This is a genomic window from Bacillus sp. PK6-16 (genome assembly GCF_056530295.1).
Genome location: NZ_CP096511.1, coordinates 1,997,133 through 2,017,034, shown reverse-complemented (window position 1 = coordinate 2,017,034; position 19,902 = coordinate 1,997,133). Strand labels below are relative to the sequence as shown.

Sequence of the window (19,902 nt, the reverse complement as noted above, 5' to 3'; positions counted from 1 at the left end):
CGTACTTTTTATTGTATTAAACATGTTTCATAATAGCATACGTAAACAGCAGATGAGTAGTACGGCACCAAAAAGTACCTGTATTACTTTTTAGTATCTATATCACTTTAAAGTACGTACTTTTCATTATGTAAAATACATTTCATAATAGCATTTGTAAGAGTTGAGTGAGTCATGCAGTATTAGAAATAACCTTTTGGTACCCGTACTTTAAAGTGAGTATTTTTATCATACATTTTGTCAGACGATGAAATGACATGTTTTCATTTTCACATCCATTTACAATGATGAATTCATTTTTAAATACATTTTAGGAGGATATCTATAATGAGTAAATTACTAAAAGAAAAAATCGGTTTTGGTACAGCACCACTAGGAAACATGTACCGTAATATTCCTGAAGAAGAAGCAATCGCTACAGTGGATGCTGCTTGGGAGAATGGCGTTCGTTACTTTGATACAGCTCCACTTTATGGATCTGGCTTAGCGGAGATTCGTCTTGGTGAAGCACTATCAAAAAGAAATCGTGATGATTACTTTTTAAGTACGAAAGTAGGTCGAACTATTTCGGATGAATTAGAAGATCCATCTGCACGTGATTTAGGTGAAAAAGGCGGGCTTTTCGAATTTGGTCGCAAAAATAAAATGATCAATGACTATAGCGCAGATGCAACACTTCGTTCTATCGAGCAAAGTTTGAAACGTTTAAAAACAGATCGTCTAGACTTTGTTTTCATTCATGATTTAGCACAAGACTTTTATGGTGATGAGTGGATTTCACAATTTGAAACAGCTCGAACAGGAGCATTCCGTGCGCTAACACGTTTACGTGAAGAAGGAGTTATTAAGGGCTGGGGGCTTGGAGTAAACAAAGTAGAATCAATTGAACTTATGCTTGATTTAGAAGAAGCGAAACCAAATATATCCTTACTAGCTGGTCGCTATTCATTATTAGACCACGAACGTGCATTGCAACGAGTAATGCCTGCAGCTGTAAAGCATAATATGGATATTGTTGTTGGTGGCCCATATAGCTCAGGTATTCTTGCTGGAGGCGCTCACTTCGAATATCAAAAAGCATCGCCAGAAATTATTGCAAAGGTTGAGAAAATCAAAGCTCTTGCAGATCGTCACGACATCAGCATCAAAGCTGCTGCATTACAATTTTCACTAGCAAATCCAGCAGTTGCTGCCGTTGTTCCTGGTGCAAGTAAACCGGAACGAATTGTAGAAGACCAAAACGCCTTAAATACAGTAATTCCAGCAGCATTCTGGGAAGAAATGCGCGAACAAAAACTAGTAGCACCTAATGCACCACTACCAATCAACGTAAAATAATAATGAAACTTTAATCAGTGGGAGCATCCCCCACTGATTATTTACCCGTAAATACCGGGATGAAAAGGAGCGTAATGAATATGGCACATACTACTACATCTATGGAAATTTTCGGTTCACCTGAACAAGTATGGCAATTAATCGGAGGTTTCAACTCCCTTCCAGACTGGTTACCTTATATACCTAGCAGTAAATTAACGGAAGGCGGTCGTGTACGTCATCTAGCTAATCCAGATGGTGATACAATTATAGAACGCTTAGAAATATTCAATGATAAAGAACGCTACTACACGTATTCAATCATGAATGCACCGTTCCCAGTCACTAATTATTTATCTACAATCCAGGTGAAAGAAGGTACTGAAAGTAATACATCGTTAGTAGAGTGGTCTGGTACATTCACTCCTGTTGAGGTTAGTGATGAAGAGGCAATAAATCTGTTTCATGGTATCTATAGCGATGGGCTCAAAGCATTGCAGCAAGCATTTCTAGATTAATTTACTAAAAACAATGAAAAGCAAAGCGATATCGCTTTGCTTTTTTTATAAAATCCCTTTTAACTTTTCACCAATTAACTTCGCTACATACTCATAACCTTCTGGCCCAAAGTGTAATCCATCTTTTTCATCATTTTCTACAAACCTTTTATAATTCAGTTCTTGAATCATTTCTGCATACAAATTTAGAAAATAGCTTCCTGTTTCTTTTGCCACTTCCTCTACCACGTCTGCATACTGACAGAGCACTTCATTTGTTCTATTATGTTGCCTCTCTTCATCAACTGGGGCAGGGCTAATAAGCAGCACTTTACCTGACGAAATATGGTTCACAATCTTCTCTAAATTTTCTTTGTATGCTTGTAATGACACTTGAGAAAAAGAAACTGCATCATTCGTACCAAGAAAAACTGTTACGAAATCTGGTTTATATGATATTACATCTTCTTCAATCCTATTTAACGCATCGAATGTATTATCACCTGGAACACCTGCATTCACTACTATCCAATTCGGAAACATCTCTTGCAAACGTGGTGTTAATCTCGGCATTCCATCATAAAACGTTTCATCAGCTGTAATACTATCTCCAAAACATACTAACGTTTTCATTAAGCTACTCTCCTTTTACGTATGAAACAACTTTCCTTCTATTGCTTTTATATATCTTTCAGCAGAACGTTCAACTGCCTCATTTGCATTTTCTTTTACTACTCGATGAAAAGCGTTGTATAAACGATTAAACTGTAAGGGCTTCACTCGATTCACCATTTCTTCCACTTTTCTCGCTGGTAGTGGAATTAAGTTTGGATAGCTGTACATGAAGCTTACCCACCGCTCATCTGCTACAACTTGAATAATATCACCTGTTAACAAAATCCCTTTTCCATCATTCCCTTCTTCCCAATGCAATACAGAACCACCACTAAAATGTCCTCCAAGACGATGTACAGTAATCCCATCCGCTAATTGTAAAGACTCACCAGACCAATAAATAATACGACTACTTGGGCGCATCACCCATTCTTTATCATCTTCGTGTATATAAATTGGTACACCAAATGTCTCTGCCCATTCTACTTGCGTTGAATAATAATGAGGATGAGACAATGCAATCGCATCTAATCCGCCAAGCTCTTTTATTTTCGTAATTGTCGTTTCATCTAAATACGTAATACAGTCCCACAGTAAACGATATGACTCTGTTTTCACTACAAATGCCGTTTGACCGATCGCAAATCCTGGTTTTGTCGTAATACTATAAAGTCCATTTTCCTCTTTTATTATTTCATTTTTATATGTATCATCTGTTTGTAAATTTTCTAAAGTCGTCCAAGACTGCCCTTTCGGATTCACATATTGCCTCTCTTCATCACAAATATGACAACTCACCGGTTCCTCTACACTCGCTGCATACTGCACACCGCACGTTGTACAAACGTAATTTTTCATCATAATTCCCCCTATCCCTAAATTTTTATTAAGCTGCTTTTTTATTTTCAATTAATAAACTTATAAAAGTAAGTAAATAGACAAATGTAACCGATAATGGAATTACAGTAAATCCTTTTTCGCTTCTACAACATTCATCTCACCATCTCCCCTAAAAATATTTGTACTATAAAGTCACCTCAACCTCACCCATCCAATAACGCCAAGCTGCTAAATAATCTTCTAAATCTTTCGGGTGGTGCCGTAAACATGTATCTATACGCAAATATAATCCTATGACTATCTCTTCATATAAATCACGGTCATTTTTATGAAATACACATTGTTTCATCGCATAACCAATCGTTTCTTTTGTTAAATCTTCCGAAGTTGAACAGAACGCATAAATTAAATCATATATAGGATCTCCTAACACTGGTAAAGGATCAATTACACCGTGCAGTTTATTCTCTTGAAATATAAAATTATGAAATCCAAGATCACCATGCAATAAAAATGGCTGATTTATTCCAGTCCCCCTACTTGGACTATTTGCTAACTTAAGAACCGTTCTATACGCTTCCTCACTTATGTAACGTCTTACATTTTGATGAGCTTCCATCACATTTGTCGTTAAAAATTCATTCCAAGATTGAACTAGGTTTTCTTTCCATCCCCAGCCATCAATCTCTGTAGCTACTTCATACTTATTGATAACTTCCTTTACAAGTTTACAAAGAACGCTCCGTTTATGGCCTAGTTTGCAAAAAGTTGTGCCCTCAAGGAATGAGTAAACAATATAGCGATTTAAAGGTTCCTTATAAAAAAGCTTTGGAAATAATTCATCCTTTTTATAAAACTGAAGAAAATAAGCTTCTTCACGTATGACATCCGATTCATTCAACTTTACAACGTATTGTTCATCTAACAAATATATAGTACTTGTTGTTCCCCCGTTTAACACCTTTACACTATTTGGATAATGTGAAATCACTTTCTCCTTAACTAGTTGTGCAGTGATTATTGAAATATCCATTCTCTCACCCTTTAACTCCGAATATTCCCTTAATTCAAAAGACAACTTTACTATTATTTGACAAACATAAGGGAATTCCTCCTAAAAATCTTAATATAACAAAAGATAATTTTATTTCATTGCAACTGCTTCCTTCAATATTCCATCATATAGTTCATTCCATTTATGGTAATGCGATGTAATTTCTTCACTCCAAATGATCTTCATTTAATCTAGTAATTTCTATTGAATTATCTCTTTCTTTTAACTTATGAGCCAAACTTTCTACACCAAACACTTCTGTAAACGTATGACTGCCTACAATTAAATTAATCCCTTTAAATTTCGCATGTTGCACTGTATATAATGTTTTTTCACCTGTTATGTACGTGTCACACCCTTTTTCTAATGCACGTTCAATCAAATTTGTATTGTTTCCTGCACCGGTTAAAATCGCGATTCGTTTTACTGGTTTATCGTGATTTCTCCAGCTCTTCACTTTCTCTTCCATTCTTTCTTCAAGTTTTCCAACTAAGTTTGAAAAAGGAATCGATTCTTTATATTCTCCTATTCCCGGTAGTTCTTCTTCCTCATACGTGGAATATTCCAGTATTGTATCTATCCCAATTTCGTTAAATAACGAAGTACACGTGCCAAACTTTACAAAATCTAACGGCAAGTGAATCCAAAAATGATTCATTTCATATTGCTTCAATTTCTCAATACAAGCCTCTTCCATACCAAATAAAAAACTCCACGGCGCATGATGTGTAACTATCATATTGACTCCATTTTTATACGCTTCTTCAATCGTCTCTACTGTCAAATTTGTTGTGTAACCGATTTTGTGAAATTCATCTTTACTTATATGAGTAAAACCATATTCACCATCGCCGTATTTATGAAGGTCCTCTCCAAATAGTGATGTTATATGTTCGTTAAACTGCTTTATATTCATTTTATTTCTCCTTTCATTTACTTTTATATTTCATAAATAAGGAAATACTAAATAAAAACGTTACATACATATAGGAGGACACCATGAAACCTGAATTTTTAAAAGCTGTACATGATGCCATTGGAAATATTGAACACATTCATATAGAAGAAAGCGGTGCTGACAGCTTACTTATTCATCATGATGATGCACAGCAATTACAACAAGTTGCTGTGGCGTTAGAAAATAATAATTTCCGCTCCGCTTTAAGAACAACTGGAAATGCTTCGTACATTGAAGTATTGAACAGATAATAAAAGTCCGGATGTATTCCGGGCTTTCTTTTTATCCCGCTATTCACTGGGCAGTAAGAGCCCCACTGATTAAAGTTTCACTTTATATCGAAATTTCAAACTCTTTCACATACACCGCTGTTCCAGCAATATCTATTTGTAACTTTTCGTTTTCTATCCCTTTCGTTACATAAACAGTTACACGACCATCTTTATTTATTTCCTGTCCTTGCTCAACGATTAAACCCAATTCATGTTCAAAATCTTTCTCTAAATACTCCGCATAATACGCTCCCATTACACCTGAAGCTGTTCCTGTCACTGGATCTTCAATCGTCCCAGCGTAAGCTGATGAAAAATGACGGCCGTGCATTTGTGCTAGTTCATCATAAGTTTCTAGACAAATTGGGTGAATAGAAGCATTAGGTATTTCTTTTAATACTGATGGAAATGCAGCATTATTAGGTTTCATTCTCTCACATGCATTAAGATTTTTAATCGGTACAATTACAGTCCAATTACCAGTACTTCCATATACAATCGGTAAAGTTACATCTAAATCATTTACTTCTAAACCGATACTATGAGCTAATTCTTCTTTTGAACCTGTAAATTCTTTAAACTGAGGTGCTGCCTGTCTCATTTTAATAAAGGGTTCTCCATTTTCATTTACACCTATTTGTATCGGTAAAATCCCAGCCTTCGTTTCAATCGTAAGGTTACTTTTCTCTTCTAATAAACCTTTTTCGCGCAAGGCATATATCGTCCCTACTGTCCCATGACCACATAAATCCATTTCAAAACCAGGTGTAAAATAGCGCATTCTTATATCTCCTACTTCTGAGGAAAGAACAAAAGTTGTTTCATTATATCCAACTTTTTCAGCAATAATTTGCATTTCCTCTTCCGTTAATCCATCTGCTTCTAATACAATACCTGCTGGATTTCCCTTATTTGGTTTATTCGTAAATGCGTCGTAATGAAATACATTTATAGTCTTCATTTTCTTTTCTCCTAATCTACTTTAAAAATTTTATAATAAAGCTCTGTCTCCGTTTTCACCGAACAATAATTTCTCCAAAATATCCTCTGCATCTTTTCATTTGAAGTATGCGTACTTCCGATGTAATAAGTAGCCCCCATTTCCTTTAACATATGCAACGATTGAAGATGCAACCGAGAAGCAATTCCTTTCCCGCGATAATAAGGCATTACCCCAAAATAAAATAATCGTCCTTCACTTTCTGTTCCAGTTTCTATATGCGGTATGGACATACCAATTGGCTCAGTTTTATCATAAAAAACAATACATGACTTTTCCCAGCCCGTACCTAACTCTGTTTGCACTGAATAAAAATGCTCATCGATAGTTAAAATTGAAGTTTGATTCCCTGAACCCGACATACATTGTTCCCAAATATATTTAAATTCTTTTTCCGATAACGTTCCTTCTGCTATTGATCGATATGTATATTGTCTTTCAGGTCCTTCTACATTGTTCAATTCTCTACATACTTCTATCTTTGCGGCATACAAAGAAAAACCGGCATCAAGTAACACTCTCACACTTGAGTTATAACTACTAAACCTTTTGTTTAATACAATACTCGCTCTTTTTAACTCCTAGTTAAAACAAACTTCTTCAAATCTACTTATCTTTTCTTTATAAGTTTGTACATCATAAAGAACATTCTCTTCTATCTCTTCAATCGTTACTGCATTTGGTAAGCCATTTAATACTTTTTTAGAAGGGCCAAATAGATTCTGAATGATTGCAAGATCGTATATCACCACTTCAATTCCCCCACACCAGGCTCAATAAACTTCCCTGAAATATCCTCATTTGAATCTATTACCCAATCATATATATTTTTTGCTCCTTCAGCCGGAGTCATATTCGCATCAAAGGCACCAATATCAGTTTTTAATTTTCCTGGGTGAATGGCAGTTACACGAATTCCTTTATTCTCAAACTCTTGTTGTAAGCAGAGTGTTAACATATTTTGTGCTGCTTTAGCAATTCGATATGAATATGAGAACTGGCCTTGCGGAAACTCTTTGTTCGCCATTTTATGTAATGATCCTAATCGAGAGGACACATTTATTATTCTCGGATGATCCGATTTAGCTAACGCCACATATGTACCTTTTACAGCCCGAATTACACCTAAGCAATGAATATTAAATAAGTCCGTTAACTCTTCTGAATTTGTATGTAAAATCTCAGTCTCCTTCCCAGTAATGCCAGCGTTATTTATAACTAAATCAACATACTCTGTATATTCCTCAAGCTGCTTCTTAATTTGCTCCGTACTCTCATCAGCCGATAAGTCTGCCAATATAGGAAAACATCTACCACTAAACATTTGCTTCAATTGCATTACCGCAACCTCAGTTCTAACTAATGGATAAACGATATGCCCATTTTCATAAAATACTTTTACTAACTGTAATCCTAACCCGCGGCTGCCACCTGTAATAAACACTCTCATATATTCATCTCCTTATTTTTATAATAAATAAGAAAATCCATCCACTTACCATTCTCTAATGAAAACGCCTCTCTCTTGCATTCAAAAGAAAAACCTGCTCTTTTCGCAAGACGCATTGATGGCTCATTATCAACACGTATATGTAATTCGATTCTATGAAAATCAAGGCTACTAAAAAATAACGGTAACGCAGCTTTCACACTTTCAACACCATATCCATTTCTCCAATATTGATTATGTATGGAGTATCCCATCATCGCCCATTGATAGTCCATACGTAAAATTTTTATTAGCTCTAGCTTTCCAATATTAGCCCCATCTTCTTTACGAAAAATACCTAATACATACATCTCATCTCGATGTGCTGCTTCATCAAATCCTCTAATCCATTCCGTGAACCATTCTTTTGTTGATGATGCCATAACTTGATAACCATCGTCGTATTTATACTGAGATGGCAGCCTCTTATTAAATCCATCTAACCAACTTTCATAATCATCATTTTGGAACGGACGGATCATGAGTCTCTCTGTCTCTATCTGTAATAGCGGCAGCTTCATTTACATCTCTTCCCTTGATTAATATTTGAATATTCTTTATTATCTTACACAAAATACAAAATCTAGTAAATCATTATGTTTTTGATAAACATGCTTCTATTAAAATACAAAAGGAAACCCTGTTCTAAAGGATTTCCTTTTGTCATCACACTACCAAACTTATCTGTAATTTAAAACGTTGTATTCTGTCTTTAATATTCCATACACATCAACATCTTCATATGTGTTTAATAAAAGTCTATTCTGTCTCAATGTGCCTTCTTTACGTAAACCTGACTTCTCTAATACTTTAATCGACGATCTATTTCTAGAAATGGCAGATGCCCAAATTTTGTTTAGACCTAATTCGATAAAGCCAAATTGAATCATTCTGTTTACAGCCTCAGTTGCAAAACCCTTTCCCCAATAATTCTTACCAATCCAATAACCAAGTTCACCTCTATTGTTACCCTTGTCAATTCTTAGTGTAATTGTACCTACAATTTCTCTTGATTCTTTAGAGACAATTCCTAAAGGATATTCGATTCCTTTCCTTATAAGTTCTGGTTGCATATCAACCCAATCTTGCGCGAACTCCAATTTATATGGATGCGGAAGCCCAAGAATATTAGCTAATTCCTTGTCATTAGCCAATTCTTTAATTCTAAAAACATCATCATTGGTAAAAGGTTCTATACATAAATGCTCAGTTTCTAATTTTATAGCCATCTTTTCTCCCCCTTGTACTGAAATTAGTTAGCTCCCTTTATTTTCAATATTACACCAAAAACACGAAATTTTTAAAATCTTTATGATATCTACTAACAGAACCATAAACAAAAAATCCAGTTATGCTTTGTACATAACTGGATTCCTCATTATCTAATCGTTTTTTATTTTACAAGTACATTTTCTCTTAATTCCCTCTTTAACACTTTCCCTAAAGCATTTTTCGGTAACTCTTCTAAGAATACCACTTCTGGAATTTTGTAACTTGCTAACTTCTCCTTACAATACTGAATAATACTTTCTTCTGTTAATGTTGTTTCGCCATCCTTCACAATGTAAGCTCTTGGAACCTCTCCCCAAAAGTCATCTGGAACTCCAACTACTGCAACTTCTAAAACACCATGTATTTCATGAATAACATCTTCTACTTGATCTGGATATACGTTGTCACCACCGCGTATAATAACGTCTTTATATCTTCCCATAATATGCAGGAATCCATCGTCATCTATCATGCCAGCATCACCCATGTTAAACCAGTTATCTTTTACTACCTTCTTTGTCGCCTTTTCATTATTCCAATACCCTTTAAACATGTATGGACTTTTCACATGAATCTCTCCAACTTCATTTGTTGTTAGTTCATGTCCTGTTTCCGGATGAACAATTTTCACCTCTACATTTTTCAAGGTTTTTCCTACAGAAGACATCTTTTCTTTTCCCATCATTGGATGCCATGAGGTTACAACCCAACCTTCTGTACTACCATAACCTTGCACCATATATATTCCTTTTTCCATATATTTTTGAATGAGTGTTTCTGGCACTTTTGTACCACCGCTTTGTGCTACTTTAAAGGTTGAAATATTACGTTCTTTTTTATTTAATTCATCAAGCATGTAACTATAAACAGCAGGGAACGCAAGCATCGTAGTAATTTTCTCTTCTTCAATCTTATCCCAAATAAGAGTAGGATTCGAATCAGCTAAGAAAATCATCGTAACGCCATGATAAATACAATTTAAAATAGAAAGCACGCCACTCATATGGAACAATGGATGCACAGATAAAAAGCGTTCACCTGCTGGGATTTCTCTTTGTCCCGCAATTTCAGCAAAATAATGATGTAAGTTTTTATGTCCAATTACACATGCTTTCGCCTGTCCAGTCGTTCCTGAAGTAAATAAGTAAATGGCATCGTCTTCTTCATGAACTTCTACGTTCGGTTCTGTCGTTGGCTGTTTTTGCAACTCTAATTCAAATGAACCAAAGCCTTCTTTTGTCGTTTGAATTACATAAGGGATTTCTTTAACAGCATCAACATTTAATAACACTTCACTAAATTCTTCATCAATAACTAACACTTTTAATTTCGCTTCTTTTACAATCGTTTCTAATTCATATACAGTAAGCTGATGATTTAGCGGAATAAATACCGCTCCAATTTTTAAACTTGCCATCATAACGCTTGGAAATGGGTGATTATTTTTGCATAGTATTCCTATACGATCTCCTCTTTGCACACCATTATGTAACAAATAATGTGCAAGCTGATTTACTCGTTCATTATATTGCTGAAACGAATATCTTTTCTTCCCCCCTACAAGCGCTTCCAAATTTGGTGATTGCATTGCTCTTTTTTGTAGTAATTTTTGCATCGTTCTCAAGTAAAACTCCCCTTTATATATGTTAGGTTTTTTATTTTACCAGATTAATTATTAATTTACTAAAGATTACACTTAGTGAATATAAGAAGAATATAAAATAGCCATTTACTTCATAAGTAAATGGCTATTTTTCATTATATATTAGAATACTTCTTGTTCATTACATATTGCACATACTCAGGTGCACTTTTATCAATCTCTTCATCACTTAGTTTATATTCTGCACCATATAAATAAAAGGAAGGTATAAATTCCATACCTGTATATAGGCATGTAGCTTGGAATGGTTTCGTCAACTCATCCATTGTAATCCCACTATTTTCATAGTCTTTTTCTAATCCACCTATAGAAATAGCTACACCAAATTCTTTCCCCTTCACTTTATCTCCTTGTGATCCGTACGCAAATCCATATGTTAATACATCATCGAACCATTTTTTTAATAATGGTGGTGTGCTGTACCAGTAAAGCGGAAATTGAAATATATATCTGTCATGTTCTACTAATAACTTTTGCTCTTCTTCAATATTAAACTCCCAATCCGGTGCCACCTTATATAATTCATGCACCGTAATTTCATCTGAATGTTTCTCAAGTTCTTCTATCCATCTTTTATTAATTTTTGATTTTTCAATATGAGGGTGTGCTACAATTACAAGTGTTCTCATCATTTTCCAGCCCCTTTATAAATTAATCAATCCTTTACGTATTAGTATGAATGAGTTACATATAATTGAAAAGTACGTACTTTCAGGTACTATAGGAACCTTGAAGTACCTTTGGAGGTGTTATATGAATCAAAATGATAATTGCCCAATTGCAACAACACTCGATGTAATCGGTGGAAAATGGAAAGTTCATATTTTATGTATTTTGTCGGATGGAAAAATGCGAACAAATGAAATTAAACGAGAAATCCCAAACATTACACAAAAGGTTCTTACACAACAACTTCGGCAACTTGAAGCTGATGGGATTATCTATCGTACCGTATATCAAGAAGTACCACCAAAGGTTGAGTACACACTAAGTGAATACGGAAAATCTTTAATGCAAATAATGGATAATCTGTTTGAATGGGGAAAAGATCATCAAATTAAAAGATTACATGACTAAAAAAGCACTATATACTTTGTTTCATCCTCTACGTTCATATTTTTTATTTCTATAAAGTTTATTTTCATCATTTTTTAGCTAACTTGTTTTCTTAGATTGATGGACGTGACGCCACATCCATCAATCTAAAAAGATACAATTAGAAAAATGAGATTTCTATAAATTTTCGCATATAAACACTACTTCCGCCTCATTAAACGCTCGCTCTACTTTTTCTAATCTCAATTGTACGTAAGCTATAAAGAAGCACCCCTAAACCGAGAATTTTTTCATTATTAGACGCATTAGAACCTAAGGTAATAGTAGGTACATTTAAACCCATAAACCTTTCACTCCATTCTATAGGCATATATCCCTGCTTACCAATTGCTAATGTACGTCCATCTATTGTACGGAGAGTACTTTGAATAAAATCAAACTCAACTTCTACATCTGACAATTTTGTGGCTTTATCTGTCATCAAAGTACCTCGTATCATAGTAAATCCTTGTATCATTTTTTCTTTAAACATACCAATTTGGTTATAATTCGAGTCATAAATTACCCAATCATATCCGTCCACTTCAGTATGAAAATAAGCTAGAATTTCCCCGCTACTCGTTTCTAATCCGTAAACATCTTTATTATGTAAAAAAGGTATTACTGAAAAAAGAATATTTGATGAAACCACCTTTGTTCCTGCTATATACTTACCATCAGGATGATATAAACCAAATTGCTTGTTTCGTTTAGGTAATTCTAATACAACTAAAGTATCAACATCCCAAAATGTTGCATTACTTTTTATCATATTCTTTTGTATCAACTTTTCTTTTCTTAACTGCCAAAATCCAATTCCAAAAAAGATAGAAGCAGCGATAACAAAAAAGATAAACTGCCCCCAATTAATATGTCCCCAATCTTCATATACAGCGCATAAAGCAAGAATAAAAATACCCGTCCCAATTAACAGTTTCATCTTTCCTTTTCGCTTATAGTAATCAAATAATTCCATTTCTATATCCCCCTTATTTTTGTTCCCCAACTATTAATATATCAAAAACATAGAATGCCCTCTATTCAAAAATATAAGTTCTTCCACTGTCCAGTTCATTGGAAACAAAGTGATAGTCGGCCTTTTGAGCTCAAACTCCTGAGAAAGAATAAAAGCGAAATCAATATTTTTGTATTTTAGAGATAATACCATATCACCATCAAGCTAATAAAAAGATACTCCTTCAAAATAAAAAACGCTATTCTCTCTGTAAAATCATAGAAAAGAATAGCGTTTTTTATTTTGAAATAGAAGGCATTATTTAAACTAAACATGCTAATATTGATTTTGTGCGATTGTCAGTTACCTCATAATAAATTTCTAATCCTTTCCGAGTACCTGTAACCATTTTAGCAGCTTTTAGTTTAGATAAATGTTGACTAATTGTACTTTGAGGCATTTGTAAATCCCCATACATTGTTGTTACATTAGTAGGACCTTTTGCAAGCATTATTTTTACTAAAGATAGACGAACTGGATGCGCCAATACCTTTAACACCTCAGCGATTTCTTGAAACATTTCTTTTTTTTCTTTCATCTTATTTCTCCCCTTTTATATACATATTTATGTTATCCATATATATAATTCGAAGGTATATGCGTTTTTGTGTCCGTCATTTTAAAAAAATATAAAAAAACTTTAATCCGAAACTAAAGGATTAGCTTAACATAATGTCTCACTATTAATGGTGAATAGGAATCTCGTTATAGAAGCAGCAGTTTTTATGCTACAACTCTACATTCAACTAACTAAAATCAATGAAAAAAGAGCAAATAGTCTGCTCTTTTATGATGCCTCCTTATGTTCCGTGGAATGTTTAACACTCCCCAGTCTCTTTAGTTTATTCCACCCTACCGCTACTCCTCGAAGCGATGAGAATATAGATTTAATGACAACATAAGTCATAAATTGACGATAAATAAAACGTTGTAAAATTAACCATGCCAATGGTTTTGGGTTCTCTTCCTCTAATTTAAATGCGAACAGAGAAGCGAGAAGATCCATTAAAAAGAATACAAGATAAAACCCTAAAACTTTTAGCGGATTACTACTAAATAGTCCTATAATCATTAATATATCTGCAAAAGGAGCAATGAATTGCAGAACATATTGGAATAACCACATATTAGGCAGTGCAATAAACCCTAATGTTTTATGTTTTGAATTACACAACGCTTTTCGATGTTTCCAAAGACATTGAAGTGTACCATATGACCAACGATATCGCTGTTTAATGAGACTTTTCACATCCTCAGGTGATTCCGTAAAAGCATACGCTTTTTCTTCATATACAATTCTATGCCCTTGACGTAAAAATGTAATAGTAAGATCCGTATCTTCTGCTAATGTATCTTCGCTTAAATATCCAGATTCAACTACATTCTTCTTGCGCCACGCCCCAATAGCTCCTGGAACGACTGTAATACAATTTAACTCATCAAAAGCTCTACGTTCTAAATTAAACCCTGTAATATACTCAACATGTTGCCAAGTAGTTAACAAATTCCGTCTATTCCCCACTTTGACATTACCTGAAACTGCAGCTACATTCTGATCTTCAAAGTGTCTAACCATTAAAGAAATAGCATCTTGCGCAATAATAGTATCCGCATCTAAAGTGACAATGATTTCTCCTCGCGATTGTTGAAACCCTAGGTTCATTGCCGATGATTTCCCGCCGTTTTCTTTCTGAATGAAACGAACTTTAGGGTGTTTATAAAATGTTTCTTTCATTACTTTTGACGTACCATCTGTCGATCCGTCATCCACAACAATAACTTCAAATTCTCTATAATTACTATTCAAAATTGAGTGAATCGTCTTGGCTATCACCTTTTCTTCATTATATGCCGCTATGACAACACTAACAAAAGGTTGATAAGACGAATTAATATAGCGAGATAACGTTTTTCTTTTCTGCTTCCATGCAAAATAAATTAAGAATAAAAATCGAAAAATCCCTAATCCAATAGCAATATAAAAAATAGTTGTTAATATATGCTTAAAATATCCAGCTCCTGAAAAGACAGCTTTATTGTAAAGTAAATATTGCTTCCCCTCAGAAGAAACAGGAGGCATAATTTCATCTCGTTCTTTATTCATTAAATCTGAAATTGTTACAAAACTATATCCATGCTTTTTTAAGTCTTTAATAATGATTGGGAGCGCCTCTACTGTATGGGTACGATCCCCTCCCGCATCATGGAGAAGAATAATATTTCCCTCTCCCTTATAAATAGGATTAAGAGCACGTCTTACTAATTCATTTGTTGATGGTGTTGCCCAGTCTTCGGGATCAACTTTTTCCGCTACCATTGTATAGTTCATATTTTGTGCACGTAAAATAGGCAATATTTCATTTGATGAATCCGGGTTAGCATCCGCTTCATATGGCGGTCTAAATAAAACCGTAGAATGTCCAGTTACTTCCTGAATTAAACGTTGCGTCGTATTAAGTTCTACTTTCGTTCGTAGTAAAGACGTATCAGCTATGTTAGGATGCTTGAAAGTATGATTCCCAATTTCATGCCCTTCATCGTATATTCTTTTTACAATACTAGTATTTAGTTGTGCGTTTTCACCAAGTACAAAAAAAGCAGCTTTTATTTGATTCTCTTTTAATATATCTAAAATTTCTGGCGTATATTTCGGGTCTGGTCCATCATCAAATGTTAATACTACTTGTTTCCCATTTGGTTTTCCATATCGTTGCACTTCATATGCAGATGGTAAGGATTGATATACTTCATCTGTAATATAACCATCTTTGCCTACTTTAAAATCTCTCAATCCATTTTTTCTTTCATTCTCAATCTGTAAAATTTCACCTTGTCCAGAATAATTTACTTCATCTAAACTATTGATTTTATGTAATACATTAGGATTTTTTTGTGCCTCAATAGGATTTTTTAAAACTTTCCATATTGTAGGGTCTTCTGCTCCTAGTCTCCATAATGCAAAGCCCTTTGCATTGTTCTCCATTGCAATTTTCACTTGATTATAGAGAGTAACACTGTCTAAGAACCAAGCAGTATGTTCTTTCTCTCCTGTTTTATATCTAAAATAAGGGTTTCCACTAATCTTATCCCATTGAATTTTCATATTTGAATCATGAGCCATTGCCATAACTTCTGAGAAAGTTAAAGACTTCGCAGCTTCTTTACTATTTACTTCCCAATCATATCCATAGTTACCGAAAGCAACTATAAGCTTATTAGACGGAATATTCAGTTCTTTCAATGTATGTTGGAACCATTTATTTGAAGAAATTGGTCCTGGTTCCCCGGCTCCATAGTGCTCATCGTACATCATGACAATCATTCGATCTATTATTTTTGCTAACGCACTATAATCAAAAGCCTTATCATTAGCTGGAACATCTTGTGTAACGAGCAAATCATGTTCATGAAATTCCGTAGTAAGTTCTTTCATAAAATTTGTTAAGTTTTCTCTATCACTTTCAGGTACGGCCTCAAAGTCAATATTAATACCTGAAAACTGATTTTTTTTAACTTGGCTTACTAAATCATTAATAAACTTTGTCTTTACATCATTTGAGGAATTCAGTAACTTATGAATTAGCCCACTATCAGGACCAGAAGCTTCCTCAGTATAGTTAGTAAGCAAAGGCATAATCTTCACTTGATTTTTTTCTGCCAACTTTACTATCTCAGGTTTGATCTCACTTCTAATCGTTAAATCTGCTTTTAAATGATACCACTCTGGTACTAACGTAGTTAAGGAATCGATATTTTCTTTTAAAGAAGCGGTACTATTTTCATCCCAGTTTACGTAAAAACCATACACTTCTTTAGGTTGTTTACTATCCTTCGGCGGATTCACCAAATTTTTATTATCCTTCGTTTCGGTATTTGGGTTAAATTCTTCCTTCTTTAACTGCTGATCACTAAGTTTTTGATTAATTGGTACAAGTTTAGTATCTTGTTGTACAGCGGTATTCATATTTGGAATTTCTGGTGTTGAAAAAATACTTTGAAAGAAAAAATAGAATACAACACCTACACTAACTATTGAAATACATAGAAACGAAATAAAGGCTATGTTTCTCCTTCCTTTCGGATCATAAAAAACAGGTTTTTCTTTATCTTTCTCTTGTTGAATGTTTTTCTCCATTATATTTTTCACATACTCCTTCTTAATAGAACTATAGAATAATAAAGTGCAACTTTAATCAGCCCTCACCAATCGGGCATTTACGGGCAGCCCAATCCCCACCTAACTTCTTTGCTTCCGCTGAATTTTGAGCTGGAGGTCTTACTGCCCGGCAAATAGCGGGATAAATCCTTTTAGCTTTGAAATGAATCTCTCACTTCCATATTCTATTGATTCTTCTTTTCATTCCCTTGCTGGTGGCCTCTATTTTCTTGTTGAGACCCCCTACCATTGTTCCCTTGCTCGTTTCCACCATTTTCTTTCTGGGATCCTCTGCCATTGTTCCCTTGCCCATTTCCATTATTCCCTTGTTGAGACCCTCTTCCGTTGTTTCCTTGCTCGTTCCCATTATTTCCTTGTTGTGATTCTCTTCCGTTGTTCCCTTGTCCATTTCCATTATTTCCTTGTTGTGATCCTCTTCCGTTGCTCCCTTGCCCATTTCCATTATTTCCTTGTTGTGATCCTCTTCCGTTGTTCCCTTGCCCATTTCCATTATTTCCTTGTTGAGCTTCTCTACTTTTATTCTCCTGTTGATTCCCTCTATTTTCTTGCTGAGATCCTCTTCCATTGTTTTCTTTTATTTGCTTCGATGGCTGTTCCTCTGTTTTCTTTTGTTCTTTCTGCTCTTGCTTTTCATATTTTTTTTCGTCTACAGGAGATAAATCCACTGATGCATCAGGAGATGACTCCGGCTGTGATTGCACCTCTTCTTCATTTCCCACCGGATTAGGCGGCGTGGCAGGAGGCGTAAGCGATTTGTTTTTCTCATTCTCTTGCTTTATATAGACACCTGTGCCAATTCCAGCTTTTCTAGCATTCTCTCGTACTTGCATCGTGCTACTTTGATATTCAACTGTAATATGTTTTAACTCATATTCTTTCTTCAATTCTTTCATTGCCTTTTCTAACTGTGGTTCTAGCGCCTTGTCCTTTGCAACTGCTGTTAGCATAACTTGCTTATCATTCGTTAAATACTTATCCTCTTGACTTTGCTTTATAATAGTACGTATTACTTCTTGTAATTGTTTATTTTCCCATTGCTTCAATTCTTTTAAAATACGCCTTCCATCATCATTACAAGCCTGTAAATCTATAACACGAAAATCCTTCGTTACGCTCACCTCTAAACTTGGATTTATATCAACTGAGACGTAAGCAAATACTTTTTCTTCTGGTTGGTTGTAGAAAAACAGCACTGCAAATAGAAAACAAGCAACAAGTATTGATGCAGGTTTTAAAAAGGAAGGGATCGAAAAATGCGATACTTTTTGTTCTTGCTCATCAAATGAGATTTCCTCCCCGATCATGCAAGAATCCCCTTTTCTTTTACACGTAATAAACTCTCCATTTGGTGTTAAAACAACTACGCTATGCTTTTTTATATCCATCACAATTCCTTTATTCATCATGCTTTTCCCCTCTTATGTAATCCAGAATATATGTATAGTTGTTTGCAAAAATAATACACATTGCAATAATGTATTTTCTATGTCGTTCCAACGTTTTACGACTTACCCTAACACGCGGTTCAATATGTTTAAGCGGTAACTTTTTCTTTCGGAACAGCTCTTCCATCATTTCCTCTTCTTTTATAATAATTTTTACAATTTCTATTAAGTGCTCACGCGTATCACGATGCTTAGGAGATTCTTTAGCAAGCTCTGAGAATGTGATTTTAAACTCAGCTAGCACACTTTGAAAATGAAGAATTTCCTCCTTACGGTTACTATTTTCCATCTCTTTCATATACTCCGTAAGCGACACTTGCATTTCTAACATTTCCTCTTGCTCATCTTCTTTTAAAAAGACAAAGTTATGTTTAGACTCCTTACGTATATAGTCAATTACATCTCTTTTTATAAGAAGATCAGCAAACGCTAAAAAGGATTTTCCTTTTGTATAGGAATACTGTTCAATTGCTTCGTTAAATGCAAACAATCCAATGCTATATTCATCATCCTGTTCTGTAATATATCGGCGGCAGACAGATGAGATTGATTTTCTAATAAAAGGCTGATACTGTACGATAAACGCTTCTTTATCTTCTTCGTTGTTTTGTATGTTACATACGATATCTTCTATTTTCGGTTTTCTTAAGATCTTCATTACTAAACTCAACACTTGTAATCTCCCAGCCTCCTTCAAATAGCAAAATGGCCACTACAAAAGTGACCATTTAACCAGATTTTCTTGGTACTTTTCTTCGGTCTTGTTTTCTTGCTGTTAGTTATATTTTTAGAGTCTAACGTTTTCTTAATGATTTTTCCTTTTCTCTCGGCACTAAAGTTAAGTTTGTATTTTTATCTACTTTCTTATTTTCTACCGTTCGTTTTGCTTATTCATTTTCTATTTTATCTGCAATCCTTGAATAACTCTTCTCTATATAATTGGTAATTTCATCCTTCCGTTTTGGATGCCACTTAATCTAGTAATTTTATTAATACTTCTATATTCTTTCATAGTCATTTTTCTTCTATTTATTTTTTTCACTATACATATTCGGAGGAGTACAAAGTTTTATGGGGGTCAAAAAATATTTTTATAAAAAAATACATATTTATTTCAAAAATAAAAACCATCAATTTGAAAAAGGGTAATCAAATTGATGGTTTTCTTATAATATCTATTAAATTAAGTTGGA

At 34.4% G+C, this 19,902-nt stretch carries 19 protein-coding genes and 2 pseudogenes; 4 read left to right on the top strand and 17 right to left on the bottom strand.

Translation table 11 applies throughout. From position 1 onward, the window contains the following. Positions 1-327 precede the first annotated feature (327 nt). Positions 328-1,338 carry an aldo/keto reductase gene (locus M1D66_RS10380; RefSeq protein ID WP_000040529.1) on the top strand — a complete coding sequence of 337 codons (1,011 nt, stop codon included), beginning with the start codon at positions 328-330 and terminating at the stop codon, positions 1,336-1,338. 80 nt (positions 1,339-1,418) lie between these two features. Then, entirely contained in the window at positions 1,419-1,835 is a 417-nt protein-coding gene (locus M1D66_RS10375; protein WP_053563924.1) for an SRPBCC family protein, read from the top strand. A gap of 45 nt (positions 1,836-1,880) precedes the next feature. Here the strand turns inward: M1D66_RS10375 and M1D66_RS10370 are convergent, their stop codons facing one another. The 5 genes and pseudogenes from M1D66_RS10370 to M1D66_RS10350 all read right to left on the bottom strand — a co-directional run bounded on the left by M1D66_RS10370 (position 1,881) and on the right by M1D66_RS10350 (position 5,239). After that, positions 1,881-2,447: an SGNH/GDSL hydrolase family protein gene (locus M1D66_RS10370; RefSeq protein WP_086385123.1), complete on the bottom strand. Its 567-nt coding sequence runs from the start codon at positions 2,445-2,447 to the stop codon at positions 1,881-1,883. 15 nt (positions 2,448-2,462) lie between these two features. After that, positions 2,463-3,290: an MBL fold metallo-hydrolase gene (locus tag M1D66_RS10365; protein ID WP_086385122.1), complete on the bottom strand. Its 828-nt coding sequence runs from the start codon at positions 3,288-3,290 to the stop codon at positions 2,463-2,465. A 25-nt stretch (positions 3,291-3,315) separates the two neighbouring features. Next, positions 3,316-3,411: pseudogene (locus M1D66_RS10360) on the bottom strand (DUF7010 family protein); the annotation flags it as partial. A gap of 42 nt (positions 3,412-3,453) precedes the next feature. After that, complete coding sequence (locus M1D66_RS10355) at positions 3,454-4,302, bottom strand: aminoglycoside phosphotransferase family protein (RefSeq protein WP_153595157.1); 849 nt, start codon at positions 4,300-4,302, stop codon at positions 3,454-3,456. A gap of 187 nt (positions 4,303-4,489) precedes the next feature. Next, positions 4,490-5,239, bottom strand: coding sequence for a Nif3-like dinuclear metal center hexameric protein (locus M1D66_RS10350; protein ID WP_086385121.1), 750 nt, complete (start codon positions 5,237-5,239; stop codon positions 4,490-4,492). An 83-nt stretch (positions 5,240-5,322) separates the two neighbouring features. Here M1D66_RS10350 and M1D66_RS10345 point away from each other — a divergent pair, with 83 nt between their 5' ends. Next, complete coding sequence (locus M1D66_RS10345) at positions 5,323-5,532, top strand: hypothetical protein (protein WP_000801642.1); 210 nt, start codon at positions 5,323-5,325, stop codon at positions 5,530-5,532. An 82-nt stretch (positions 5,533-5,614) separates the two neighbouring features. Here the strand turns inward: M1D66_RS10345 and M1D66_RS10340 are convergent, their stop codons facing one another. The 7 genes and pseudogenes from M1D66_RS10340 to M1D66_RS10310 form a co-directional block, all read right to left on the bottom strand. Further along, positions 5,615-6,514: a PhzF family phenazine biosynthesis isomerase gene (locus tag M1D66_RS10340; protein ID WP_242555222.1), complete on the bottom strand. Its 900-nt coding sequence runs from the start codon at positions 6,512-6,514 to the stop codon at positions 5,615-5,617. A gap of 11 nt (positions 6,515-6,525) precedes the next feature. Then, a pseudogene (locus tag M1D66_RS10335) lies at positions 6,526-7,302 on the bottom strand (GNAT family N-acetyltransferase). Further along, a complete protein-coding gene (locus M1D66_RS10330) occupies positions 7,299-8,003 on the bottom strand; it encodes an SDR family NAD(P)-dependent oxidoreductase (protein ID WP_001263475.1) in 705 nt (234 codons plus the stop codon). The pseudogene M1D66_RS10335 and the gene M1D66_RS10330 overlap by 4 nt, the downstream one beginning before the upstream one ends. Beyond that, positions 8,000-8,563, bottom strand: coding sequence for a GNAT family N-acetyltransferase (locus M1D66_RS10325; RefSeq protein WP_000775352.1), 564 nt, complete (start codon positions 8,561-8,563; stop codon positions 8,000-8,002). The genes M1D66_RS10330 and M1D66_RS10325 overlap by 4 nt, the downstream gene beginning before the upstream one ends. Positions 8,564-8,722: 159 nt before the next feature. Further along, positions 8,723-9,271, bottom strand: coding sequence for a GNAT family N-acetyltransferase (locus tag M1D66_RS10320; protein WP_000985518.1), 549 nt, complete (start codon positions 9,269-9,271; stop codon positions 8,723-8,725). Positions 9,272-9,435: 164 nt separating this feature from the next. Next, positions 9,436-10,929, bottom strand: a complete 1,494-nt coding sequence (locus M1D66_RS10315) for a class I adenylate-forming enzyme family protein (RefSeq protein WP_086385188.1) — start codon at positions 10,927-10,929, stop codon at positions 9,436-9,438. Positions 10,930-11,072: 143 nt separating this feature from the next. Further along, entirely contained in the window at positions 11,073-11,606 is a 534-nt protein-coding gene (locus tag M1D66_RS10310; RefSeq protein ID WP_016123075.1) for an NAD(P)H-dependent oxidoreductase, read from the bottom strand. 124 nt (positions 11,607-11,730) lie between these two features. On the opposite strand from M1D66_RS10310, the gene M1D66_RS10305 reads away from it, so the two are divergent. Next, positions 11,731-12,054 (top strand): winged helix-turn-helix transcriptional regulator, encoded by a 324-nt coding sequence (locus M1D66_RS10305; protein ID WP_001072981.1) that lies wholly within the window; start codon positions 11,731-11,733, stop codon positions 12,052-12,054. A 193-nt stretch (positions 12,055-12,247) separates the two neighbouring features. Here the strand turns inward: M1D66_RS10305 and M1D66_RS10300 are convergent, their stop codons facing one another. The 5 genes from M1D66_RS10300 to sigI all read right to left on the bottom strand — a co-directional run bounded on the left by M1D66_RS10300 (position 12,248) and on the right by sigI (position 19,382). After that, positions 12,248-13,048 (bottom strand): ABC transporter ATP-binding protein, encoded by an 801-nt coding sequence (locus M1D66_RS10300; protein WP_140335668.1) that lies wholly within the window; start codon positions 13,046-13,048, stop codon positions 12,248-12,250. Positions 13,049-13,349: 301 nt separating this feature from the next. Continuing rightward, the gene (locus M1D66_RS10295) at positions 13,350-13,625 is read right to left on the bottom strand and encodes an ArsR/SmtB family transcription factor (RefSeq protein ID WP_000660066.1); all 276 of its coding nucleotides are present in this window, start codon (positions 13,623-13,625) and stop codon (positions 13,350-13,352) included. Positions 13,626-13,874: 249 nt separating this feature from the next. Then, complete coding sequence (locus M1D66_RS10290; protein WP_242555249.1) at positions 13,875-17,222, bottom strand: trifunctional glycoside hydrolase family 18/polysaccharide deacetylase/glycosyltransferase family 2 protein; 3,348 nt, start codon at positions 17,220-17,222, stop codon at positions 13,875-13,877. 206 nt (positions 17,223-17,428) lie between these two features. After that, the gene (locus M1D66_RS10285) at positions 17,429-18,670 is read right to left on the bottom strand and encodes an anti-sigma factor domain-containing protein (RefSeq protein ID WP_242555223.1); all 1,242 of its coding nucleotides are present in this window, start codon (positions 18,668-18,670) and stop codon (positions 17,429-17,431) included. After that, entirely contained in the window at positions 18,660-19,382 is a 723-nt protein-coding gene (sigI, locus tag M1D66_RS10280; RefSeq protein WP_002082432.1) for an RNA polymerase sigma factor SigI, read from the bottom strand. The genes M1D66_RS10285 and sigI overlap by 11 nt, the downstream gene beginning before the upstream one ends. Positions 19,383-19,902 lie beyond the last annotated feature (520 nt).

Excerpts from the sequence above, each read along its gene's own strand:
- M1D66_RS10380 (WP_000040529.1), top strand. The coding sequence starts at position 328 with ATGAGTAAATTACTAAAAGAAAAAATCGGTTTTGGTACAGCACCACTA.
- M1D66_RS10375 (WP_053563924.1), top strand. The coding sequence starts at position 1,419 with ATGGCACATACTACTACATCTATGGAAATTTTCGGTTCACCTGAACAA.
- M1D66_RS10370 (WP_086385123.1), bottom strand. The coding sequence starts at position 2,447 with ATGAAAACGTTAGTATGTTTTGGAGATAGTATTACAGCTGATGAAACG.
- M1D66_RS10365 (WP_086385122.1), bottom strand. The coding sequence starts at position 3,290 with ATGATGAAAAATTACGTTTGTACAACGTGCGGTGTGCAGTATGCAGCG.
- M1D66_RS10355 (WP_153595157.1), bottom strand. The coding sequence starts at position 4,302 with ATGGATATTTCAATAATCACTGCACAACTAGTTAAGGAGAAAGTGATT.
- M1D66_RS10350 (WP_086385121.1), bottom strand. The coding sequence starts at position 5,239 with ATGAATATAAAGCAGTTTAACGAACATATAACATCACTATTTGGAGAG.
- M1D66_RS10345 (WP_000801642.1), top strand. The coding sequence starts at position 5,323 with ATGAAACCTGAATTTTTAAAAGCTGTACATGATGCCATTGGAAATATT.
- M1D66_RS10340 (WP_242555222.1), bottom strand. The coding sequence starts at position 6,514 with ATGAAGACTATAAATGTATTTCATTACGACGCATTTACGAATAAACCA.
- M1D66_RS10330 (WP_001263475.1), bottom strand. The coding sequence starts at position 8,003 with ATGAGAGTGTTTATTACAGGTGGCAGCCGCGGGTTAGGATTACAGTTA.
- M1D66_RS10325 (WP_000775352.1), bottom strand. The coding sequence starts at position 8,563 with ATGAAGCTGCCGCTATTACAGATAGAGACAGAGAGACTCATGATCCGT.
- M1D66_RS10320 (WP_000985518.1), bottom strand. The coding sequence starts at position 9,271 with ATGGCTATAAAATTAGAAACTGAGCATTTATGTATAGAACCTTTTACC.
- M1D66_RS10315 (WP_086385188.1), bottom strand. The coding sequence starts at position 10,929 with ATGCAAAAATTACTACAAAAAAGAGCAATGCAATCACCAAATTTGGAA.
- M1D66_RS10310 (WP_016123075.1), bottom strand. The coding sequence starts at position 11,606 with ATGAGAACACTTGTAATTGTAGCACACCCTCATATTGAAAAATCAAAA.
- M1D66_RS10305 (WP_001072981.1), top strand. The coding sequence starts at position 11,731 with ATGAATCAAAATGATAATTGCCCAATTGCAACAACACTCGATGTAATC.
- M1D66_RS10300 (WP_140335668.1), bottom strand. The coding sequence starts at position 13,048 with ATGGAATTATTTGATTACTATAAGCGAAAAGGAAAGATGAAACTGTTA.
- M1D66_RS10295 (WP_000660066.1), bottom strand. The coding sequence starts at position 13,625 with ATGAAAGAAAAAAAAGAAATGTTTCAAGAAATCGCTGAGGTGTTAAAG.
- M1D66_RS10290 (WP_242555249.1), bottom strand. The coding sequence starts at position 17,222 with ATGGAGAAAAACATTCAACAAGAGAAAGATAAAGAAAAACCTGTTTTT.
- M1D66_RS10285 (WP_242555223.1), bottom strand. The coding sequence starts at position 18,670 with ATGATGAATAAAGGAATTGTGATGGATATAAAAAAGCATAGCGTAGTT.